Consider the following 18,317-nt stretch of genomic DNA (forward strand, 5'->3'; position numbering starts at 1 on the left):
TATAAAAATCATGGATATGAAAAAGACCAAGGTGGCGCTGGCAACAGCCTCACTGCTCGTGCTTTTGTCTGGCTGTAATGACAACGGCTCTACCACCCCTGATGTGCCTACCAACCCCGAGATCCCTACCAACCCGGATGTGACCGTCCCTCCCGGCACCGAGGACGGGCCTGTCGCCCGTCTGCCCAAGGTGCAGGCCCCCGCCGAATTGCTGATGGCGGGTGACAATCAGGCGGTCATCGCTCTGGTGGATACCCAGACCAGTGCCGCCCGCGGGGTGGATGGCCCCTTCGCCAGTCATAGTCTTCATCTCTGGAACAACGAAGCTTGTTCCGCCACTGCCGATAGCGGTCTGAATGGCGGTTGGGATGACAAGAGCAATACGCCAACGGCGGCCGACAGCTTTGGCCCTGCCTGGGTGATCCCGCTGGCCAAGGTGGAAGGGTGCATCAACTTTATCGCCCGGGATGGTTCCCTCGGCAACCTGACCGGCGCCGATATGAAGGTAGTCTTCAGCGATCATCCGGATCGCACCGTGGCCATCGTTGCCGGCAAGAACGAGATCTTCGACAGCCGGGCCGATGCCTTCACCGCCGCCTTCGGCGTTGCCGGAGCCAGCGCCCACCTGATCGACGGCAACACCCTGATCTGGCAAGGGGGCAAGGACAAGCCCCATGTCCGCCTCTACTACACAGAGTCGGGTACCATCGAGGCCAAGACCGACGGGGTATTTGACTTCCCCTATATCAGCCTGACTCCGACCAGCCTGACGGCGGAGCTGCAGGCAAGGTATCCGCACCTCAAGGATGCCGCCGCCTTCGCCCTGCCGTCAGGGAAAGATCTCAAGCCCCTGCTCAAGGGGGAGCTGGTGGCCATCGGCACCGATGCCGAGGGCATCCTGCAGGGGGCAACCCTGGTGCAGAGCGCCGGCGCCCTCGATGCTCTCTATAGCGATGCGGCGAGCAAGCTCGATTATGGCGCCATCGTTGAGGGGGGCAATGTCACCTTCAGGCTGTGGGCGCCGACCGCCAGAATGGTCAAGCTGGCGCTGTTTGACGAGCAGCACAAGTCGCTGGGCGAGCGTGCCATGACCCTGGACGAAGCCAGCGGCAGCTGGAGCGTGCAGGGCGGCAGCGAGCTGGTGGGCAAGTTCTACCGTTACGACATCCAGGTCTATCACCCGGTCAGCCGCAAGCTGGAATCCTATCAGGTGACCGACCCCTACTCCCTGAGCCTGGCGATGAACTCCGAGTTCAGCCAGGTGGTGGATCTCGACGATCCGGCCCTCAAGCCGGAAGGGTGGGACAGCCTGAAGGCGCCCCACAGCCAGCAGAACCCGGCTGACATCACCATCTACGAGGCCCATGTCCGCGATCTGACCGGCAACGACGACTCGACCCCGGCGGAGCACCGTGGCAAGTTCCTCGGCCTGGCCGAGAGTGATACGGTACCGGTCAGGCACCTGCAATCCCTGGCGCAGAGCGGCGTCAGCCATCTGCACCTGCTGCCGGTGTTCGACATCGCGACCATCAACGAGGACCCGGCCAAGGTGGCCAATATCGGCGATGACTTCAGCAAGCTGTGCCAGGTCAACCCCGAGGTGCAGAATTCAGCCTTTGGCGCTTACTGTGGCGGCGGCCAGACCATCGCCTCCGTGCTGGAAACCCTGGATCCGAGTGGCGAACAGGCGCAGTCGCTCTACGGCTACCTGCGCGGCGTCGACTCCTTCAACTGGGGTTATGATCCCTATCACTACACGGCGCCGGAAGGCTCATACGCCACCAACGCCGAGGGGAGCCAGCGCATCCTGGAGTTTCGCGAAATGGTCAAGGCCATCAAGCAGAACATCGGCATGAACGTGGTGATGGACGTGGTCTACAACCACACCAACGAGGCTGGCCTGGGTCCCAAGTCGGTACTCGACAAGATAGTGCCCTGGTACTATCAGCGCCTCAATCCGGAGACCGGCTCGGTCGAGAACTCCACCTGCTGCTCCAACACAGCGCCGGAACACGCCATGTTCGCCAAGCTGGTGGATGACTCCCTGGTGACCTGGGCCCGCGACTACAAGATCGATGCCTTCCGCTTCGACCTGATGGGTCATCACCCGAAAGATCAGATAATGCAGGCGCTGGCGGCGGTGAAGAAGGTCAACCCCGAGATCTACTTCTACGGCGAGGGGTGGAACTTCGGCGAAGTGCAGGATGACAAGCGCTTCGTGCAGGCGACCCAGAAGCACCTGGCCGGGACCGGCATCGGATCCTTCTCGGATCGGTTGCGGGATGCGGTGCGTGGCGGCAGCCCGTTCGACGGTGGCGACACCATTCGCAAGACCCAGGGCTTCGGCAACGGCGCCTTTGTGGATCCCAACGAGCTGGATGGCGTCGAGCTGGCCACCGCTTTGTATCAGGCCGATCTGGTGCGGCTCGGCATGGCCGGCAACCTGAAGGAGTTCGTGCTGACCGACAAGGATGGCATCCCGATGAAGGGGGCCGAGATCGACTATAACGGTCAGCCTGCCGGTTATGCCCAGGATCCGACCGAGATCCAGAACTATGTCTCCAAGCATGACAACCAGACCCTGTTCGACAACCTGATCTACAAGGCGCCGGCAGGAGCCGATCTGGTACGGATGCAGGGGGTATCGCTGGCTACCGCCATGTTGGGGCAGGGCATTCCCTTCACCCACGCCGGCGTCGAGTTGCTGCGCTCCAAGTCCATGGAGCGGGACAGCTACGACTCGGGGGACTGGTACAACCGGGTCGATTACACCCTGGCTGACAACAACTTTGACAAGGGATTGCCGCGCAAGGATAAGGATGGCGACAACTATCCGCTGATCGATCAGGTGCTCGGCCAGCATGCCAAGCCGAGCGGTGCCGATATGGCGACCATGGTGGGCTTCTACCAGGAGCTGGCCAGGCTGCGTCAATCTTCTCGCCTGCTGCGTCTGGGCAGTGGAGCTGAAGTGATCAAGCGGGTTGATTTTCGCAATACCGGACCGGATCAGGTGCCCGGCCTCATCGTGATGACGGTGGATGACGGCATGGCCGCTGGTGCGGATCTGGATCCGGCCATCGACGGTCTGGTGGTGATGATCAACGCCACCAACCAGAGCCGGAGCATCGGTGATTTCCGCGACGGGGCGGATCAGCCCATCGATCTCGCCGGTCTGGTGCTGAGCCCGGCTCACGACAGCAGTGACAGCATAGCCCGCGGGGCAGTGGTGTCAGGTGGCCAGTTGACGCTGGGTGCCTGGTCTGCCGCCGTGTTCGTCAAGCCCCAGAGCGGGGCCCAGGGCACGGGGCTGCCAGTCGGCAAGAAGACGGACCTCAGTACGCTGCCACCCTTTGGCATGACCAATGTCTTCGTGCGTGGCTTCCTCGGCCAGTGGGATCCCGTCAACCAGCTGACCTTCAGTGGCAACTATGTGTATGAGTTGACCATGCCGGTTGCCGAGGCGCAGCTGGGTGAGACGACCCTGAAGATTGCGGATGCCAGCTGGGGAGCGCTCAATTACGGCAAGTGTGAGGCCACCGATGTGCTGACCACGGCGACACCGCTTACCCTGTGCAAGGGAGGGGATGATATCGGCATGACGCTGGACAAGGCGGGCAGCTACCGGTTTGTCCTGAATGCCATGGACAAGGAGCATCCGACCCTGAGCGTCAGCGTGACCGAGTCCGCGGGGTAAGCAGACCCATAGAGTCCGGGGAATGGCTCGGCGTCCCCGGGTTGAATTCCACCTCGCCAAGGGTGGGATAATCCCGAGAGAGTAAGCAAAGCGCGACTGCCGAGCGGCAGGCGCGCTTTTTCTATGTCGTCGTCCGATAAATGGGCAAAGAAAAGCCGCCCTGTCGGGGGCGGCTTGTGGATGTGGCGATTAATGCCTTGACGGGATCAGCGCTTGCGCAGCAGACGCAGGGCGTTGGCGGTGACCAGCGCGGTAGCGCCGGTGTCAGCCAGCACCGCGATCCAGAGCCCGGTGATGCCGAGCAGGCTGGTGACCAGGAAGATGGCCTTGAGCCCGAGCGACAGGGCGATATTCTGATGGATGATGGCCAGCGCCGCACGGGAGAGGCGGATCATGGCGGCGATGCCACCGAGCTGGTTGTGAGTCAACGCGGCGTCGGCGGTCTCCAGCGCCACATCGGTACCGCCCCCCATGGCGATGCCGATGCTGGCGCGCTTCATAGCGGGAGCATCGTTGATGCCATCTCCTATCATGGCGACCTTCTGTCGGGTGGCCTGCTTGGCTATTTCCTGCACCTTGTCTTCCGGCAGCAGGCCGGCGCGCCAGCCCATGCCGAGCTCGCCGGCAATGGCCTCGGCGGCGCGCGGGTTGTCCCCGGTCAGCATGATGCCCTGCAGCCCCAGTACCCTGAGCTCCTGCAGCGCGGCTGCCGCATCCGGCCTGATCTGATCTCGCAGGGCCAGCAGGGCAACCGGTGTGGCCGCATCGTCACGGGTCTGGCAGAGCACCACCACCGTCTTGCCTTGCTGCTCCAGTGTGGCGATCCTTTCGTTCTGCTCGCGGCTCAGGGTGGCCACCCGGCTCGGTGCCAGCAGTTGCCAGAGGGTGCCGTCGATGCGCCCTTCGACCCCCATGCCTGGCAGGGCGCGCAGATCCCGGGCTGCCGCCAGGGTCAGCGCCTGTTCACTGGCCGCCGTCACCACGGCCTTGGCCAGCGGATGATGGGACCCTTGTTCGATAGCCGCCGCCAGCGCCAGCAGCTCGCTCTCGGCCTGGCCATTGAGGCTCACCAGCTCGGTCAGTTGCGGCTTGCCCAGGGTCAGGGTGCCGGTCTTGTCGAAGGAGACGGTATCGATATGGGCCAGCCGCTCCAGCGCCGCCCCCCCCTTGATCAGGGCCCCTTGCCGGGTCGCGGCCGCCAGGGCGGAGGTGACTGCCGCCGGGGTGGAGATCACCAGGGCGCAGGGGCAACCGATGAGCAGCAGTGCCAGCCCGCGATAGACCCACTCGTCCCAGGGCTGGCCATAGGCGAGGGGAGGAATGATCACTACCAGCAGGGCGACCAGCATGATGGCCGGGGTGTACCAGCGGCTGAAGCGGTCGATAAAGCGCTCGATGGGGGCGCGCTGGCTCTCTGCCTCCTCGATGAGGTGCAGAATGCGGTCGATGGCGTTGTTGCCCGGTTCCGAAACCACCTCGAGACGCACCACCCGATCTGCCGCCAGACTACCGGCGGGCACTTTTTCCCCCTTGCTGCGCTCTACCGGAATGGATTCCCCGGTCAGGGCGCTTTCGTCGAAGGTGCCAAGGTCGTCGAGCAATCTGGCATCCGCGGGCAAACGGGCTCCGGGAGAAATTTCGATGATGTCGCCGGGGCGAAGATCTTCGGCCGCCACCTCTTCCCGGATCTCACCTTGTGGCTGACCCTGTAAACCGGTGCGGATGCGCACCGCCTTGTCGGGCACCAGCGCCATCAGGGCTGTGACCCCCGCACGGGCGCGGGCTGCGGCGTAGGACTCCAGGTGCTCGCCCAGCATAAACAGCAGCAGCACCATGGCGGCTTCGGCGGTTTCGCCGAGGAACAGGGCGCCAACGGCGGCGACCGTCATCAGGGTCTCGATGGCGAAAGGGGAGCCGCTCCTGGTCAGTGACCAGGCCTTGCGGGAGATGGGCCACAGGCCCCACAGGGTGGCCAGGGTAAAGAGAGGCTGACCGAATTCGTCCGGCAGCAGGGCTGCTACCAGCATCAGGCTGGCCAGCGACAGGGGTTGCCAATATTTGCCGAGCAGGGTCATCAGGGGGCCGCGGCTCTTCTCCTCTTGCTGCCTGGCCTGGGTGGCATCCCTGAGCTGGAAGCCGGCAGCCAGCACGGCGGCGGTGACGGGATCGGGGGAGAGGCCGGGGGCCAGATCCACCACCAGTTTTTCGGTGGCAAAGAGCACGCGGGCCTGCTGCACCCCCTCGACCCGGCCGACGGCTGTCTCTATCTTGCGGGCACAGCTGGGGCAGTCCATCCCCAGTACCTGCCAGCTGTGGCGCTGGCTGTCGCCGACGGGGGCCGCCAGCGGCTCGCCCGAGTCGGTAGCCTCACCGTGTTCATGATGCTCATGGTCATGATCATGGGATGAGGGCTGGCTACAGCAACCCTGGCCGTGACAGCTCCCTTGAGGAGGTTCGGCCTCTTCCGGTGACTCGCCGGTCGGGTGCACCTGATGCTCGTGGGCGGTCTTGCCGGAGCAACTGCTGGCCGGCGCCGCGTTGTCGCAGCAGTGGCTGTCGTGCCTATGTTCAGATTGGCCAGTGGTCGCCTTGCTGACGGCCTTGATGGGAGAGGTAGCATGCTGATAGCTGCAGCAGGATTTGCTCATACAGGGTTCCTCTTGGCGGGAGCTCGCCCCTGCGGGCTCCTTGATGACTGGATTCAGTGTAAACCTTGGTGTTATGTCCAAGGTCAATCCCCCTTTATTCTTCAGTCAGTTTCTGGCGGCAGTTTGCCGGCCCGGTGCCGGGGCAAGAGTTCCCGATATCCCTGATGTTGGCGGGTGTTTGTCGGACCCTCGCCCGCCTATACTGGCGATCCGGATAGTTACAACACCCATAAAGGACATAACACATGAGCCGTTCAGTCACTCTGCAAGGCAACCCTGTCGCCGTCGCCGGTCACTTCCCGGTTGCCGGTGAGCAGGCCAAGCCCTTCTCCCTGGTGGCCAAGGATCTTTCCGATGTGACCCTGGCGAACTTCGCCGGTCAGCGCAAGATCCTGAACATCTTCCCGAGCGTTGATACCCCGACCTGCGCCACCTCGGTACGCAAGTTCAACGAGCAAGCCAGCGCCCTGGACAATACCGTGGTGCTCTGCATCTCCGCCGATCTGCCGTTCGCCCAATCCCGCTTCTGCGGCGCCGAAGGGCTGGACAAGGTGGTAACCCTCTCCACCCTGCGTGGTGCCGCCTTTATGGAAGATTACGGCGTGGCCTTCTCCTCCGGCCCGCTGGTGGGGCTGACTGCCCGCGCCATCGTGGTGTTGGATGCGGACAACAAGGTGCTGCACAGCGAGCTGGTGGCCGAAGTCGCCGACGAGCCGAACTACGCTGCCGCCTTGGCCGCCCTGTAATTCGACGTTCGTTCTGATGGCCCGACGGCCTGCCCTGTCTGCTGACAGGGCAGGCCGTTATTTTTTATGGCCGGCTGCGGCGCCAGGGCGCCTGCACGGCGACCTTTCTTTTACTTCTCCCCTTGCGCTGGCTAGACTTCGCCTCCCACTTCTTCAACGACGTAGCGCCATGACTTTTCGCGAACTTGCCCTTCATCCTGCTTTGCTGGCCGCCCTGCCTGAACAGCTGCACACCCCGACCCGCATTCAGCAACTGACCATTCCGGCGGCGCTGGCGGGACGGGATCTGCTGGCGCTGGCCCGTACCGGCAGCGGCAAGACCCTGGCGTTCGGTCTGCCGCTGTTGCAGCGGCTGGATCCCGCCTCCAGCCAGGTGCAGGGGTTGGTGCTGGTGCCGACTCGCGAGCTGGCCGCCCAGGTGAGCGTTGCGCTGGCAGGCCTTGCCGGGGCGCTGGGCCTGCGCATGGTGACATTGTGCGGCGGAGTAGCGCAGGAGCTGCAACAGAACGAACTGGCGCAGGGGCCGCAACTGCTGGTGGCGACGCCGGGGCGGCTGCGGGATCTGCTAAACCAGCAGCAGTTGGCGCTCGATGGGTTGCGTACCCTGGTGCTGGATGAGGCGGATCGCCTGCTGGAGATGGGCTTTTGGCCCGATATCCGGATGATCCTGGGGTTGACTCCTGCCACTCGCCAGACCCTGCTCTTCTCCGCCACCCTGCCTGCCGAGCTGGACGGGCTGGCCAGCGGCCTGCTGACGGATCCGCTGCGAGTCGAGGCGGATCCGCTCAACAGCGTGGCGAGCGATATCGAGGAGCGGCTCTATCTGGTCAACAAGAGCAGCAAGGTACCGGCGCTCATCAAGCTGCTCGGGGAGGAGGCGTGGCCTCAGGTGCTGGTGTTTATCAGCGCGCGGGACGATGCGGATGGGGTTGCCCGCAAGCTTGCCAAGGCGGGCATCGCAGTGGCTGCCCTCCATGGCGAGAAGGAGCAGGCGGTGCGGGAACAGGCGTTGGCCGACTTTAAAGCGGGCAAGGTGCGGGTGCTGGTGGCCACCGACCTGATGGCGCGCGGCATCCATGTGGAGGCGCTGCCCGTGGTGATCAACCTGGATCTGCCCGCCAGCGCCCCCGTCTATGTGCATCGCATCGGCCGCACTGCCCGGGCCGGGCGCAGCGGTCTGGCCATCTCGCTCACCTGCCACGGCGAAGCCGAAACCCTGACTGCGATCCGAACCCTCACCGGGCGTGAGCTGCCACTGGCCGAGCTCGGCGATTTCCCGGTGACCGATCTGCCGGCCAGCGGCGAGGGCAAGCGGGCACCGCGGGACAAGCAGGCCAACCGCCGTACCCAGGCCAAGCGCAGCATCAAGCAGTTCAGGGGCAAGCCCCCGCGCGGCTGAGGTTCAGCGGGCCAGCGGGTAGGTAAACAGGGCCAGGTGGGCGAAGTTCAGTAGAAAGTGGACGACGATGGCGGCACTCAGACGCCCGCAGAAATGGAACGCCAGCCCGTAACAGGCCCCCGCCAGGGCGGCAAACAGTACCAGCAGTGGGCCTCCGGCCAGGTGCGCCGCCCCAAACAGCAGGCTGGCCACCAGAATGCCCAGCCAGAGCCGGCCGCACCGGGCGATCTCCTGCTGGATCACGCCGCGAAACAGCGCCTCTTCCGCTACGCAGGTGAACAGCAAGTTGTTGAAGGCAAACAGCCACCACCAGTGAGGCAGTCCCACCTCGGGCCTCAGCGCTCCCAGCTGCCAGGCGCAGATCAGCAGCGCCGCCAGCGGCAACACCAGCAGGGCGAGCGCGCGCCAGCGGATGGCGCCGCCCGGGCCCAGCAAACCGGGCCAGGCCAGCAGCAGGCCAAAGAAGACCAGCGGCTTGTCCAGATTGAGATACATGTTGAACGGCACACTGTCCGGCCCGGCAAGTACCTGAGCCAGCACCTTGAGATTGTGAAAGCCGGGGATGAGGTGCAGCATCAGGGCGATGGCCCACAGCAGCACCAGCCCTTGCGCACCATTTCGCCAGGGCGCGGGCAGAGTCGGGGTGCGCCAGGCTAGCAGCAATCCTGCCAGGCTTGCCAGCAGGGCGACGGGGGTGATGCGTTCCAGCCAGAGCGCCAGCAGCAGGGAGATGCCGAGCAGGATCAGGCCGGGCAAGCGTTGGCGGGCGAGACAGAGCAGCACGGCCAGCGCCAGCGCAGCCCAGATGAGGGAATCGGGTAGGGGCAAAATTGAATCTCCTTGGCAGCGGAAGGTCGCACCTTAACAACGGGGTCTCCCGTGACACAAGGCTCAATAAGCTGGTCGGATCCCCACCCGCCACGGCCGTGCCAACATAAAAAAAGCCGGAGCAGTGGCTCCGGCTTTTGGCATTCAGGGACGTATCAACGGCCGGATTCGGCGATCACGCGGGCGATGATGTCGGCACGAGCGTTGGCGTCCAGCTCGCCCAGGGCGATGAGGCCGGCCTTGAAGATCACGTTCTTTGGCAGGCTCACGTCATCCAGGGTGGTGATGGCTTCGACGTGCAGACCGTTCAGGCGGCTGGCATCGCGCGGGCTCAGGTTGACCTGGGTGTTGAGCACCTGTTTGCCCTTCTTCTTGGGTTGGGCGGGTTTCTTCGGTTGATCCAGCTCGTCTTCCGGCAGTTCGTCATCAAAATCGTAAATAGACATAGTCAATCCTGTTGGTTAGGCAGAGGGCATGTTTGCCCGAAATGGGGTGATCAGCCCATATCCTCGTTGCGGATAAAGGCGCGCCAGGAGACCAGCACCTGGGCAAAATCTTCCAGCCCGCACATGGCCAGCTGTTCATCATCGTAGTAGGCGAGATCGTCGAGATCCTCGTCCAGCTCGATATTGAGGGCGTTGGCTTTCACCTCGGCCTCTTCGTGGGTCAGCAGCAGGGAGTAGTCGCCGCCAAGCAGCCGGTACTCGGTGCGGGTGCGGTTGGAGAGCTGATCGATGATGGCAAACAGTTCGTCGATCTTCTCTTCATCCTTGCCCACTTCGTCGATCAGCCACTGACCGATGGCCTCGTGGCCCATGGAGAACCGGGCGCGATAGCCACCGAACGGATCGCGGCGAAATTCATAATCCATAGCAGAGTCCATATCTCGGAGGGATGGGCCGGCCCGGGCAGAGGTGAAAGCACCAAATTCCTGCTCCATGGCGGGGCACACATCGGGTAAAGTGGCCTATTCTAGCGATCCCCCTCTCGCTTGTCTTGATGATGTGGCATCTTGCCTTCCCGCTGCGGGTTGGCGGGCCACCCGTCGTCCCTTGTACGGAGATGTTATGCAGCTAAATGACACACTCGCGCAGCAGATTGTCAGTCGGGCGATGAAGATCCTTTCGTTCTCGGTCAACGTGATGGATGAACACGGACTCATCATTGCCTCCGGTAATCCGGAGCGGCTCCATCAGCGTCACGAGGGGGCCGTGCTGGCGCTGGCCGAGAACCGGGTTGTGGAGATCAGTGAAGCCACCGCCCGCGAGTTGAAAGGGGTGCGCCCCGGCATCAACCTGCCCATCGCCTATCAGGGGGAGCAGCTGGGGGTCATCGGCATCTCTGGCGATCCGGACATCGTTCGCGCTTACGCCGAGCTGGTGCGGATGACCGCCGAACTCATTCTGGAGCAGGCGGCGCTCACCGAGCAGCTGCAGTGGGACAAGCGCCACAAGGAGGAGCTGGTGCTGCAGCTGATCCGGGGGGAGGGCAAGGTCGATCAGTTGCTGCAGGCGGCCCGCTTCCTCGGGCTGGATCTGGCCCAGCCCAGAGTGGTAGCGGTACTGGCGCTGGAGGAGGCGGATCCGGCCCGCTTGCGGGAGCTGGTCCATCAGCTGGAACATCCGGAGCGGGACAATCTGGTGGCCATCCATGGGCTGGACGAGATAGTAGTGCTCAAACCGGCCCAGATCGTGGACGAGGTGTGGCAGTCGGAGCAGGAGCGGGGCCGCATCAAGCAGCTGCTGGCGCGCATTCCCCACTTCAAGGTACGCATCGCGGTGGGCGATTACTTCGCCGGGATTGACGGGCTGGCGCGCTCCTACCAGACGGCGCGGGACACCTTGCGCCGCGGCATGCGCCAAGCCCCCCGCAAGCAGGTCTACTTCTTCGAGGATTATCGCTTGCCGGTGCTGCTCGGCAGTCTGGCGGACTCCTGGCAGGCGGATCAGCTGCGCGCCCCCCTGCAGAAGCTGGCGCGAGAGGATGCAAAGGGAACGCTACTGAAAACGTTGCGCCAATATTTCTTGCAGGATTGTGATCTTCATCGCTGTGCCGAAATCCTGTTCATCCACCCCAATACGCTGCGCTATCGCATTGGCCGGATAGAGCAGATAACTGGCTTGAATTTCAACAAGTTAGACGACAAGTTTCTGCTCTATCTCGGGCTCAATCTCGACAACTGATTTGTTTGATGTGACAAATAAATCCTTTTCCAATAGCTAATATTTGTCTTTTTGAACAAAGCATTCCGGCTTCGGATCACCATAATGGCCACCATTCACTCACATGCAAGGTGTCCGTCATGATCCCGGTTACAGCCCTTGGCGCCATCGCGGCGCTATCCATCGCCATCTTCCTCATCCTGAAGAAGGTTCCTCCCGCCTACGGCATGATCGTCGGCGCCCTGGCCGGTGGCCTGATCGGCGGTGCCGACCTGAGCCAGACCGTCGCCCTGATGATCGGTGGCGCTCAGGGGATCACCACCGCCGTGATGCGGATCCTGGCGGCCGGTGTGCTGGCAGGCGTGCTGATCGAATCTGGTGCGGCCACCACCATCGCCGAAACCATCGTCAAGAAGCTCGGTGAAACCCGCGCCCTGCTGGCGCTGGCGCTGGCCACCATGATCCTGACCGCGGTCGGCGTCTTCGTGGACGTGGCAGTCATCACGGTTGCCCCGATTGCCCTGGCCATCGCCCGCCGTGCCGACCTCTCCAAGGCGGCCATCCTGCTGGCGATGATCGGTGGTGGCAAGGCGGGCAACGTCATGTCTCCCAACCCCAACGCCATCGCGGCGGCCGATGCCTTTCATCTGCCCCTCACCTCCGTCATGGCTGCCGGCATCATCCCGGGCCTGTTCGGTCTGGTGATGGCCTACTGGCTCGCCAAGCGTTTGAACAACAAGGGCAGCAAGGTTGCCGCCGACGAAGTGGTGAGCTTTGACGGGGTCAAGTTGCCCGGTTTTGCCGCCGCCATCAGCGCCCCTCTAGTTGCCATCCTGCTGCTGGCCCTGCGCCCGGTGGCCGGTATCGTGGTGGATCCGCTGATTGCCCTGCCCCTCGGTGGCCTGGTCGGCGCCCTGATGATGGGCAAGTTCACCAAGGTGAACCAGTTTGCGGTCTCGGGTCTGGCCCGCATGGCACCGGTTGCCATCATGCTGCTGGGTACAGGTACCCTGGCCGGCATCATCGCCAACTCCGGCCTGAAGGATGTGCTGATCAGCGGCCTGACCGCCTCCGGTCTGCCCTCCTACCTGCTGGCCCCCATCTCCGGTGCCCTGATGTCGCTGGCAACCGCCTCGACTACTGCCGGTACCGTGGTGGCCTCCAACGTCTTCAGCTCCACCCTGCTTGAACTGGGTGTCAGCGGTCTGGCAGGCGCCGCCATGATCCACGCCGGTGCCACCGTGTTTGACCACATGCCGCACGGCTCCTTCTTTCATGCGACCGGTGGCAGCGTCCACATGGGGGTGAGCGAGCGTCTCAAGCTGATCCCTTACGAGACTGCCGTCGGTCTGACCATTGCTACCGTCTCCACCCTGATGTTTGGCGTGTTTGGCCTCGCCTAAGGAATTGCTATGAAAATTGTGATCGCCCCCGATTCATTCAAGGAGAGCCTGAGCGCCATGGCGGTGGCCGATGCCATCGAGGCGGGTTTCAAGCAGGTGTTGCCGGAGGCCACCTACGTCAAATTGCCCATGGCCGATGGCGGTGAAGGCACGGTGCAATCCCTGGTGGATGCCACCGGGGGTCGCATCCTGCCGATCGAGGTGACCGCGCCGCTTGGCAACCGGGTACAGGGTTTCCTCGGCCTGCTGGGGGACGGCAAGCGCGCCGTCATCGAGATGGCGGCCGCCTCCGGCCTGCACCTGGTGGAGCCGGAGCGGCGCAATCCGCTGCTGACCTCGAGCTTCGGTACCGGCGAGCTGATCTTGGCCGCGCTGGAGATGGGGGTGAGCCACCTCATCCTCGGCATCGGTGGCAGCGCCACCAATGATGGCGGTGCCGGCATGATCCAGGCGCTCGGCGGCAAGCTCTTGAAAGCGGATGGCACCCCCATCGCCCTGGGGGGCGCCGGTCTGAAGGATCTGGCCAGCATCGACCTGAGCACGCTGGACTCGCGTCTGGCCGGGCTGACCATAGAGGTGGCCTGCGATGTGAACAACCCGCTGTGCGGGCCCAAGGGGGCTTCCGCCGTGTTTGGTCCGCAGAAGGGGGCCACGCCGGCGATGGTGGCGCTGCTGGATGCCAACCTCTCCCACTATGCCGACTGCATCGAGCAGGCCCTCGGCAAGCAGGTGAAGGAGATCCCGGGGGCGGGCGCTGCCGGTGGCATGGGGGCCGCGCTTGTCGGCCTGCTCGGCGCCGAGCTCAAGCCCGGCATCCAGATCGTCATCGAGGCGCTGAAACTGGCCGACGCGGTGGCCGATGCGGATCTCGTCATCACCGGCGAGGGACGGATCGACAGCCAGACCATCCACGGCAAAACTCCCATCGGGGTGGCCCGTTGCGCCAAGCAGTTTGGCAAGCCGGTGATCGGGATCTCCGGCTGCCTCACCGACGATTGCGGTGTAGTACATGAGCACGGGCTGGACGCGGTGTTTGCCGTGGTTAATCGCGCCATGTCCCTGCCGGAAGCCCTGGCGACCGCCAGCATCAATCTCGAGCTGACCGCTCGCAACGTGGCCGCCCTCTACCGGTTGCCGCGCTGATACTCCCGGGCCGATGCCCATGCATCGGCCCTGCCTCGCCCCGTCAGGACGCCGCGCTCGGCTATCGAGATCATCAGGCGCCCTTGGCACCTCTTGGCCGATCCCCTGCGATCGGCATTTTTTATGGCGGTTCGTGGCGGGATGGCGCGGTTTTGATAGGCGCTCCCGCCCCTTTGCGGCATAGTTGTTCACAACAACGACAAGGAGAGAGCCATGATCCTGCTGACCCTGGGGGTGGCGCTGTTCACCCTCATCCATCTCTATCCCTGTTACGGCGCGGAGCACCGGCTCCATCTGCGCGAGCGGCTGGGGGAGAACCGCTACAAGGGGCTCTTCTCCCTGCTGGTGTTTATCGCCATCGCCTTCATCATCGCCGGGTGGCGCATGGCCAGCCCCTTGCCCCTCTATTTTCTGCCCGCCTGGGGGCCGCTGGCCATGATGGGGATGATGCCCATCGCCCTGATCCTGTTTTTCTCTGGTCAGGGACAAAACCATTTCCGGCGTTGGCTGGTGCATCCCCAACTGCTGGGCACCCTGATCTGGGCGCTGGCCCACTTGCTGGTCAACAGCGAGGCCCGCTCCCTGGTGCTGTTTGGCGGCATCGGCCTGTGGGCCCTGATCAGCATCGTCTGGATTTCATGGCGTGACTGGCAACAAGCGCTCCGTCCCGCCGCCAACTGGAAGGCGACCGGGATCAGCACGGGTGCCGGGCTGGTGGCGACGGCCCTGCTAATCTTCTGGGGACACGGCTGGCTGACCGGTATTGCGCTCCGCTGAGGGTGAACCGGGATGAATGTCAGACAATCCCCAAGGAGGTGCGATGATGAAATGGAGTGTTCTGTTGTTGTTGATGGTGAGCGGGATGGCTTCCGCCACCTGCCCGGATTATTTCAACGTGGAGATGCGGGAGCTCAACAGCACCCAGCGTCATAACCTCTGCCAGTTGACCGAAGGCAAGGTGGTGCTGGTGGTCAACACCGCCTCTTACTGTGGCTATAGCGGCCAGTTTCGCGATCTGGAGAAGCTCTACCAGAACTACAAGGACAAGGGGCTGATTATTCTGGGGTTCCCCTCCAACGATTTCAGGCAGGAGGATGCCAGCGAGGGCAAGACTGCCGAGGTGTGCCGCCGCGACTATGGCGTTACCTTCCCCATGTTCAACCGGGTCGCGGTGCGGGGCTCCGATGCGGTTCCCCTGTATCGGGGGCTGACCGAGGCGGCCGACGGGGATGCGCCGAACTGGAATTTTCACAAGTATCTGCTGGGGCGCGACGGCAAGCTGATAGGGAGTTATGGCGCCAACCAGAATCCGGCCAGGGATCCCCTCAGGCGTCAGCTGGTGCAGGCGCTGGGGAACTGAACCTACCCCTTGGCGGGCGGCTCTGGAATAATGGGCCCCTGCCTCCTCCAACTGGTTATCCCGTGCTGCAACGTCTTCCGCAAATGGTGATCTTCGATGCGCTGGTGCGCGAGCAGGGCATCTCTGCCGCCGCCCGGCGCCTTGGCGTCTCCAAATCCCATATCAGCAAGCAGCTGGCGCTGCTGGAAACCGCTCTCGGTGCCCAGCTGGTGCAGCGCACCACTCGTCGTTTCGCCCTGACCGAACTGGGTCAGGAGTATGCCCGCCATTGCCACGCCCTGGTGGCGGTCGGGCAGGAGGCGGAGTCGATGATCGCCGAGCGGCGCGGCAAGGTGAGCGGGGTGCTCCACCTCGGCGTCGGTCAGTCGTTTGGCCGGCTGCATGTCATCCCCCATCTGAAGGCGTTTCAGGATCGCTACCCTGAGCTGGAGCTGGAGGTTTCCCTGTTTGACCATAGAACCAATCTGGTGGATGAGGGGCTGGATCTCTGGATCACCACCTATGAGGACAAGCCGGAGGGGCTGGTGGGCCAGCGTCTGACCGATATCGGCTTCGTGCTGGCGGCCTCGCCGGATTACCTGTTGAGTCACGGCACGCCGCTGCACCCCAGAGATCTGGCCCAGCACAACTGCATCACCTACCAGAGTCGCGAACGGCGCTATCACCAGTGGTCGTTCCGCCAGGGTAAGGAACGCCAGACGGTGCAGGTGGCGGGCAACTATCGGGTCGATATGGCGGAGGCGGTGCGGGACGCGGCGCTGGCCGGACTCGGCATCGCCTATATCGCCAACTACTTGCTGGACAAGGAGTTGCAGTCCGGCCAGCTGATCCCCCTGTTGCCTGAATGGCGACCGAACCAGCAGATGGCGGTCCACGCGGTTTATGCCAGACGCGAGCACCTGGATCCCAAGATCCGCCTTTTCATCGATTTCCTCAAGGAGTGCTTCGGCCAGCAACCCTATTGGGAGCAGCGGCTGGCCCCCTGGCTCGGGGGTAAATTGTCCGGCACCGAGGAATAATCGTTTCCATATAAAAACACTGGCTTTCTCGTGATACTAAAATCGAGCCAAATCAGCCAGTTGCCGCAACCGGTATCGTGAAAACGTTTTTTCTAACAGAGCTGTAACCAAGCGGACTTGCAGTGGCGGGGTTGTGGGCGCAGAATCCGCGGCCATCTTTTTGACCACCTGATGGAGTCCCTATGATTGCCCTGCTCGGCATACTGAGTATTCTGGCCCTGGCCGTGCTCTGCTCTGATAATCGCCGCCGTATCCCATTGCGAACAGTGGGCCTCGCCCTCGCCCTGCAAGTCATGTTTGCCGCCCTGGTGCTCTGGTTGCCTGCCGGCCAGCATGTGCTGAACGGGGTCAGCGAGAGTGTCAGCAGTGTGATCAACTATGGTCAGGAAGGGATCGCCTTCGTGTTTGGCGATCTGGCCAGATTCAAGCTGGGCTTTATCTTCGCCTTCAACGTGCTGCCGATCATCATCTTCTTCTCCGCGGTGATCGCCATCCTCTACCATATCGGCGTGATGCCGCGTGTTATTGGCCTGCTGGGCGGCGTGCTGCAAAAGCTGCTGGGTACCGGCCGCGCCGAGAGCCTCTCCGCCACCGCCAACATCTTCGTCGGCATGGTGGAAGCGCCGCTGGTGGTCAAACCCTATCTCTCCAAGATGTCCGACTCCCAGTTCTTCGCCGTGATGAGCTGCGGCCTCGCCTCCGTGGCTGGCGGCACCCTGGTGGGCTACGCCAGCATCGGGGTTGAGCTGAAATACCTGATCGCGGCCGCCTTCATGTCCGCGCCTGCCGGTCTGGCCATGGCCAAGATCCTGGTGCCGCCTGCGGCCGATGAGCAGGATCACCATCAGGATGTCGAACTGCCCCGCGCCACCAACGTCATCGAGGCGGCGGCCGACGGTGCCATGGGCGGTCTCAATATCGCGGTTGCGGTCGGTGCCACCCTGCTGGCCTTCGTCGGTGTCATCGCCATGCTCAACGGTCTGCTGGGCTGGGCCGGTGATCTGGTGGGGCTGGATCTGAGCTTCCAGATCATCCTGGGCTGGTTGTTTGCCCCCGTCTCCTGGCTGATCGGTGTGCCCTGGGATCAGGCCCAGGCCGCTGGCGCCCTGATCGGTACCAAGATAGTGGTCAACGAGTTCGTCGCCTTCATCGCCCTGGTCCAGGATCAAAGCCTGAGCGAGTCGAGCAAGGCCATCGTTACCTTCGCCCTGTGCGGTTTCGCCAACATCTCCTCCATGGCGATCCTGATCGGTGGTCTGGGCTCTATGGTGCCGGAGCGCAAGGCATTCATCGCCCGTTACGGCATGCGAGCCATCATGTCCGGTGTGCTGGCCAACCTGATGAGTGCCTCCCTGGCCGGCCTGTTCCTCTCCCTGTAAGAGCAGGTTTCAATACGGGTATCAGCAGGGGCGCCACCAGGCGCCCCTGTTTTCATCCGGCGAAAAAAAGCCCCGGCCATGGCCGGGGCTTTTTGTGTGCTCGTATCAGTCGACGTAGAAGGTCTGCTGGAAACTGAGGGTCTGTTGCTGCCCTGCGCCCATGATCTTCAGGGTGAACTGGTAGGTATCTTCGTTGCGGTAGGGGAGGGTGGCCAGATAGTAGATGGCGTTACCCTCCTTCACTTCCTGAAAGCTCAGGGTGCGGATGGTGCCGGTGAGGTTTTTCGCCTCACCCGTGATGCCCACCGCCTGGGCTTTCCCCTGCTTGTCCAGTACCGAAATGTTGATGATGCCGTTGTAGCGGCTGCGCTCCAGCCCGTAGGTTTTGGCAACCTCGGGTGTGAGGAAGCTGGAGTTGAAGGCGCTGTAGTGCACCTGCCAGGGGCCCAGCTCCTTCATCTGTTCTGCCTTGAGCGGCAGTGTCATCAGCAGTGCCAGCAGGCAGCTTATCCAGGCTGTTTTCATAGTGTCGTCCC

15 protein-coding genes are annotated in these 18,317 nt (G+C 63.3%); 10 read left to right on the top strand and 5 right to left on the bottom strand.

Annotated features, from left to right (window positions below; translation table 11 throughout):
- Positions 1-10 precede the first annotated feature (10 nt).
- Positions 11-3,694, top strand: a complete 3,684-nt coding sequence (pulA, locus tag ACB034_RS14505) for a pullulanase-type alpha-1,6-glucosidase (RefSeq protein ID WP_371173117.1) — start codon at positions 11-13, stop codon at positions 3,692-3,694.
- A 206-nt stretch (positions 3,695-3,900) separates the two neighbouring features.
- Here pulA and ACB034_RS14510 read toward each other — a convergent pair whose 3' ends face one another.
- Complete coding sequence (locus ACB034_RS14510; protein ID WP_371173118.1) at positions 3,901-6,342, bottom strand: zinc/cadmium/mercury/lead-transporting ATPase; 2,442 nt, start codon at positions 6,340-6,342, stop codon at positions 3,901-3,903.
- A 245-nt stretch (positions 6,343-6,587) separates the two neighbouring features.
- Here ACB034_RS14510 and tpx point away from each other — a divergent pair, with 245 nt between their 5' ends.
- A complete protein-coding gene (tpx, locus tag ACB034_RS14515) occupies positions 6,588-7,088 on the top strand; it encodes a thiol peroxidase (protein ID WP_026458391.1) in 501 nt (166 codons plus the stop codon).
- 169 nt (positions 7,089-7,257) lie between these two features.
- Positions 7,258-8,487 (top strand): DEAD/DEAH box helicase, encoded by a 1,230-nt coding sequence (locus ACB034_RS14520; protein ID WP_371173119.1) that lies wholly within the window; start codon positions 7,258-7,260, stop codon positions 8,485-8,487.
- A gap of 3 nt (positions 8,488-8,490) precedes the next feature.
- On the opposite strand, the gene ACB034_RS14525 is transcribed toward ACB034_RS14520, so the two are convergent.
- The 3 genes from ACB034_RS14525 to ACB034_RS14535 all read right to left on the bottom strand — a co-directional run bounded on the left by ACB034_RS14525 (position 8,491) and on the right by ACB034_RS14535 (position 10,186).
- A complete protein-coding gene (locus ACB034_RS14525; RefSeq protein ID WP_371173152.1) occupies positions 8,491-9,318 on the bottom strand; it encodes a lysostaphin resistance A-like protein in 828 nt (275 codons plus the stop codon).
- A 152-nt stretch (positions 9,319-9,470) separates the two neighbouring features.
- Positions 9,471-9,761: a hypothetical protein gene (locus ACB034_RS14530; protein WP_026457862.1), complete on the bottom strand. Its 291-nt coding sequence runs from the start codon at positions 9,759-9,761 to the stop codon at positions 9,471-9,473.
- Positions 9,762-9,811: 50 nt separating this feature from the next.
- Entirely contained in the window at positions 9,812-10,186 is a 375-nt protein-coding gene (locus ACB034_RS14535) for a YacL family protein (RefSeq protein ID WP_026457863.1), read from the bottom strand.
- A gap of 196 nt (positions 10,187-10,382) precedes the next feature.
- On the opposite strand from ACB034_RS14535, the gene ACB034_RS14540 reads away from it, so the two are divergent.
- The 7 genes from ACB034_RS14540 to ACB034_RS14570 all read left to right on the top strand — a co-directional run bounded on the left by ACB034_RS14540 (position 10,383) and on the right by ACB034_RS14570 (position 17,781).
- Positions 10,383-11,498, top strand: coding sequence for a sugar diacid recognition domain-containing protein (locus ACB034_RS14540; RefSeq protein ID WP_223379872.1), 1,116 nt, complete (start codon positions 10,383-10,385; stop codon positions 11,496-11,498).
- A gap of 119 nt (positions 11,499-11,617) precedes the next feature.
- Positions 11,618-12,880, top strand: a complete 1,263-nt coding sequence (locus tag ACB034_RS14545) for a GntP family permease (RefSeq protein ID WP_042026662.1) — start codon at positions 11,618-11,620, stop codon at positions 12,878-12,880.
- A gap of 9 nt (positions 12,881-12,889) precedes the next feature.
- Positions 12,890-14,023: a glycerate kinase gene (locus ACB034_RS14550; RefSeq protein ID WP_371173120.1), complete on the top strand. Its 1,134-nt coding sequence runs from the start codon at positions 12,890-12,892 to the stop codon at positions 14,021-14,023.
- A 213-nt stretch (positions 14,024-14,236) separates the two neighbouring features.
- Positions 14,237-14,800, top strand: a complete 564-nt coding sequence (locus ACB034_RS14555; protein ID WP_371173121.1) for an NnrU family protein — start codon at positions 14,237-14,239, stop codon at positions 14,798-14,800.
- Between the two features lie 46 nt (positions 14,801-14,846).
- Positions 14,847-15,383, top strand: a complete 537-nt coding sequence (locus tag ACB034_RS14560) for a glutathione peroxidase (RefSeq protein WP_371144602.1) — start codon at positions 14,847-14,849, stop codon at positions 15,381-15,383.
- 83 nt (positions 15,384-15,466) lie between these two features.
- The gene (locus tag ACB034_RS14565; RefSeq protein WP_026457679.1) at positions 15,467-16,402 is read left to right on the top strand and encodes a LysR family transcriptional regulator; all 936 of its coding nucleotides are present in this window, start codon (positions 15,467-15,469) and stop codon (positions 16,400-16,402) included.
- A 182-nt stretch (positions 16,403-16,584) separates the two neighbouring features.
- Positions 16,585-17,781 carry a NupC/NupG family nucleoside CNT transporter gene (locus ACB034_RS14570; protein ID WP_026457680.1) on the top strand — a complete coding sequence of 399 codons (1,197 nt, stop codon included), beginning with the start codon at positions 16,585-16,587 and terminating at the stop codon, positions 17,779-17,781.
- A 105-nt stretch (positions 17,782-17,886) separates the two neighbouring features.
- Here the strand turns inward: ACB034_RS14570 and ACB034_RS14575 are convergent, their stop codons facing one another.
- Positions 17,887-18,306: a DUF4426 domain-containing protein gene (locus ACB034_RS14575; protein ID WP_026457681.1), complete on the bottom strand. Its 420-nt coding sequence runs from the start codon at positions 18,304-18,306 to the stop codon at positions 17,887-17,889.
- Positions 18,307-18,317: the final 11 nt, after the last annotated feature.

Origin of the sequence: Aeromonas sp. S18(2024), assembly GCF_041402525.1 — a bacterium.
Lineage (GTDB): Bacteria > Pseudomonadota > Gammaproteobacteria > Enterobacterales > Aeromonadaceae > Aeromonas > Aeromonas enteropelogenes.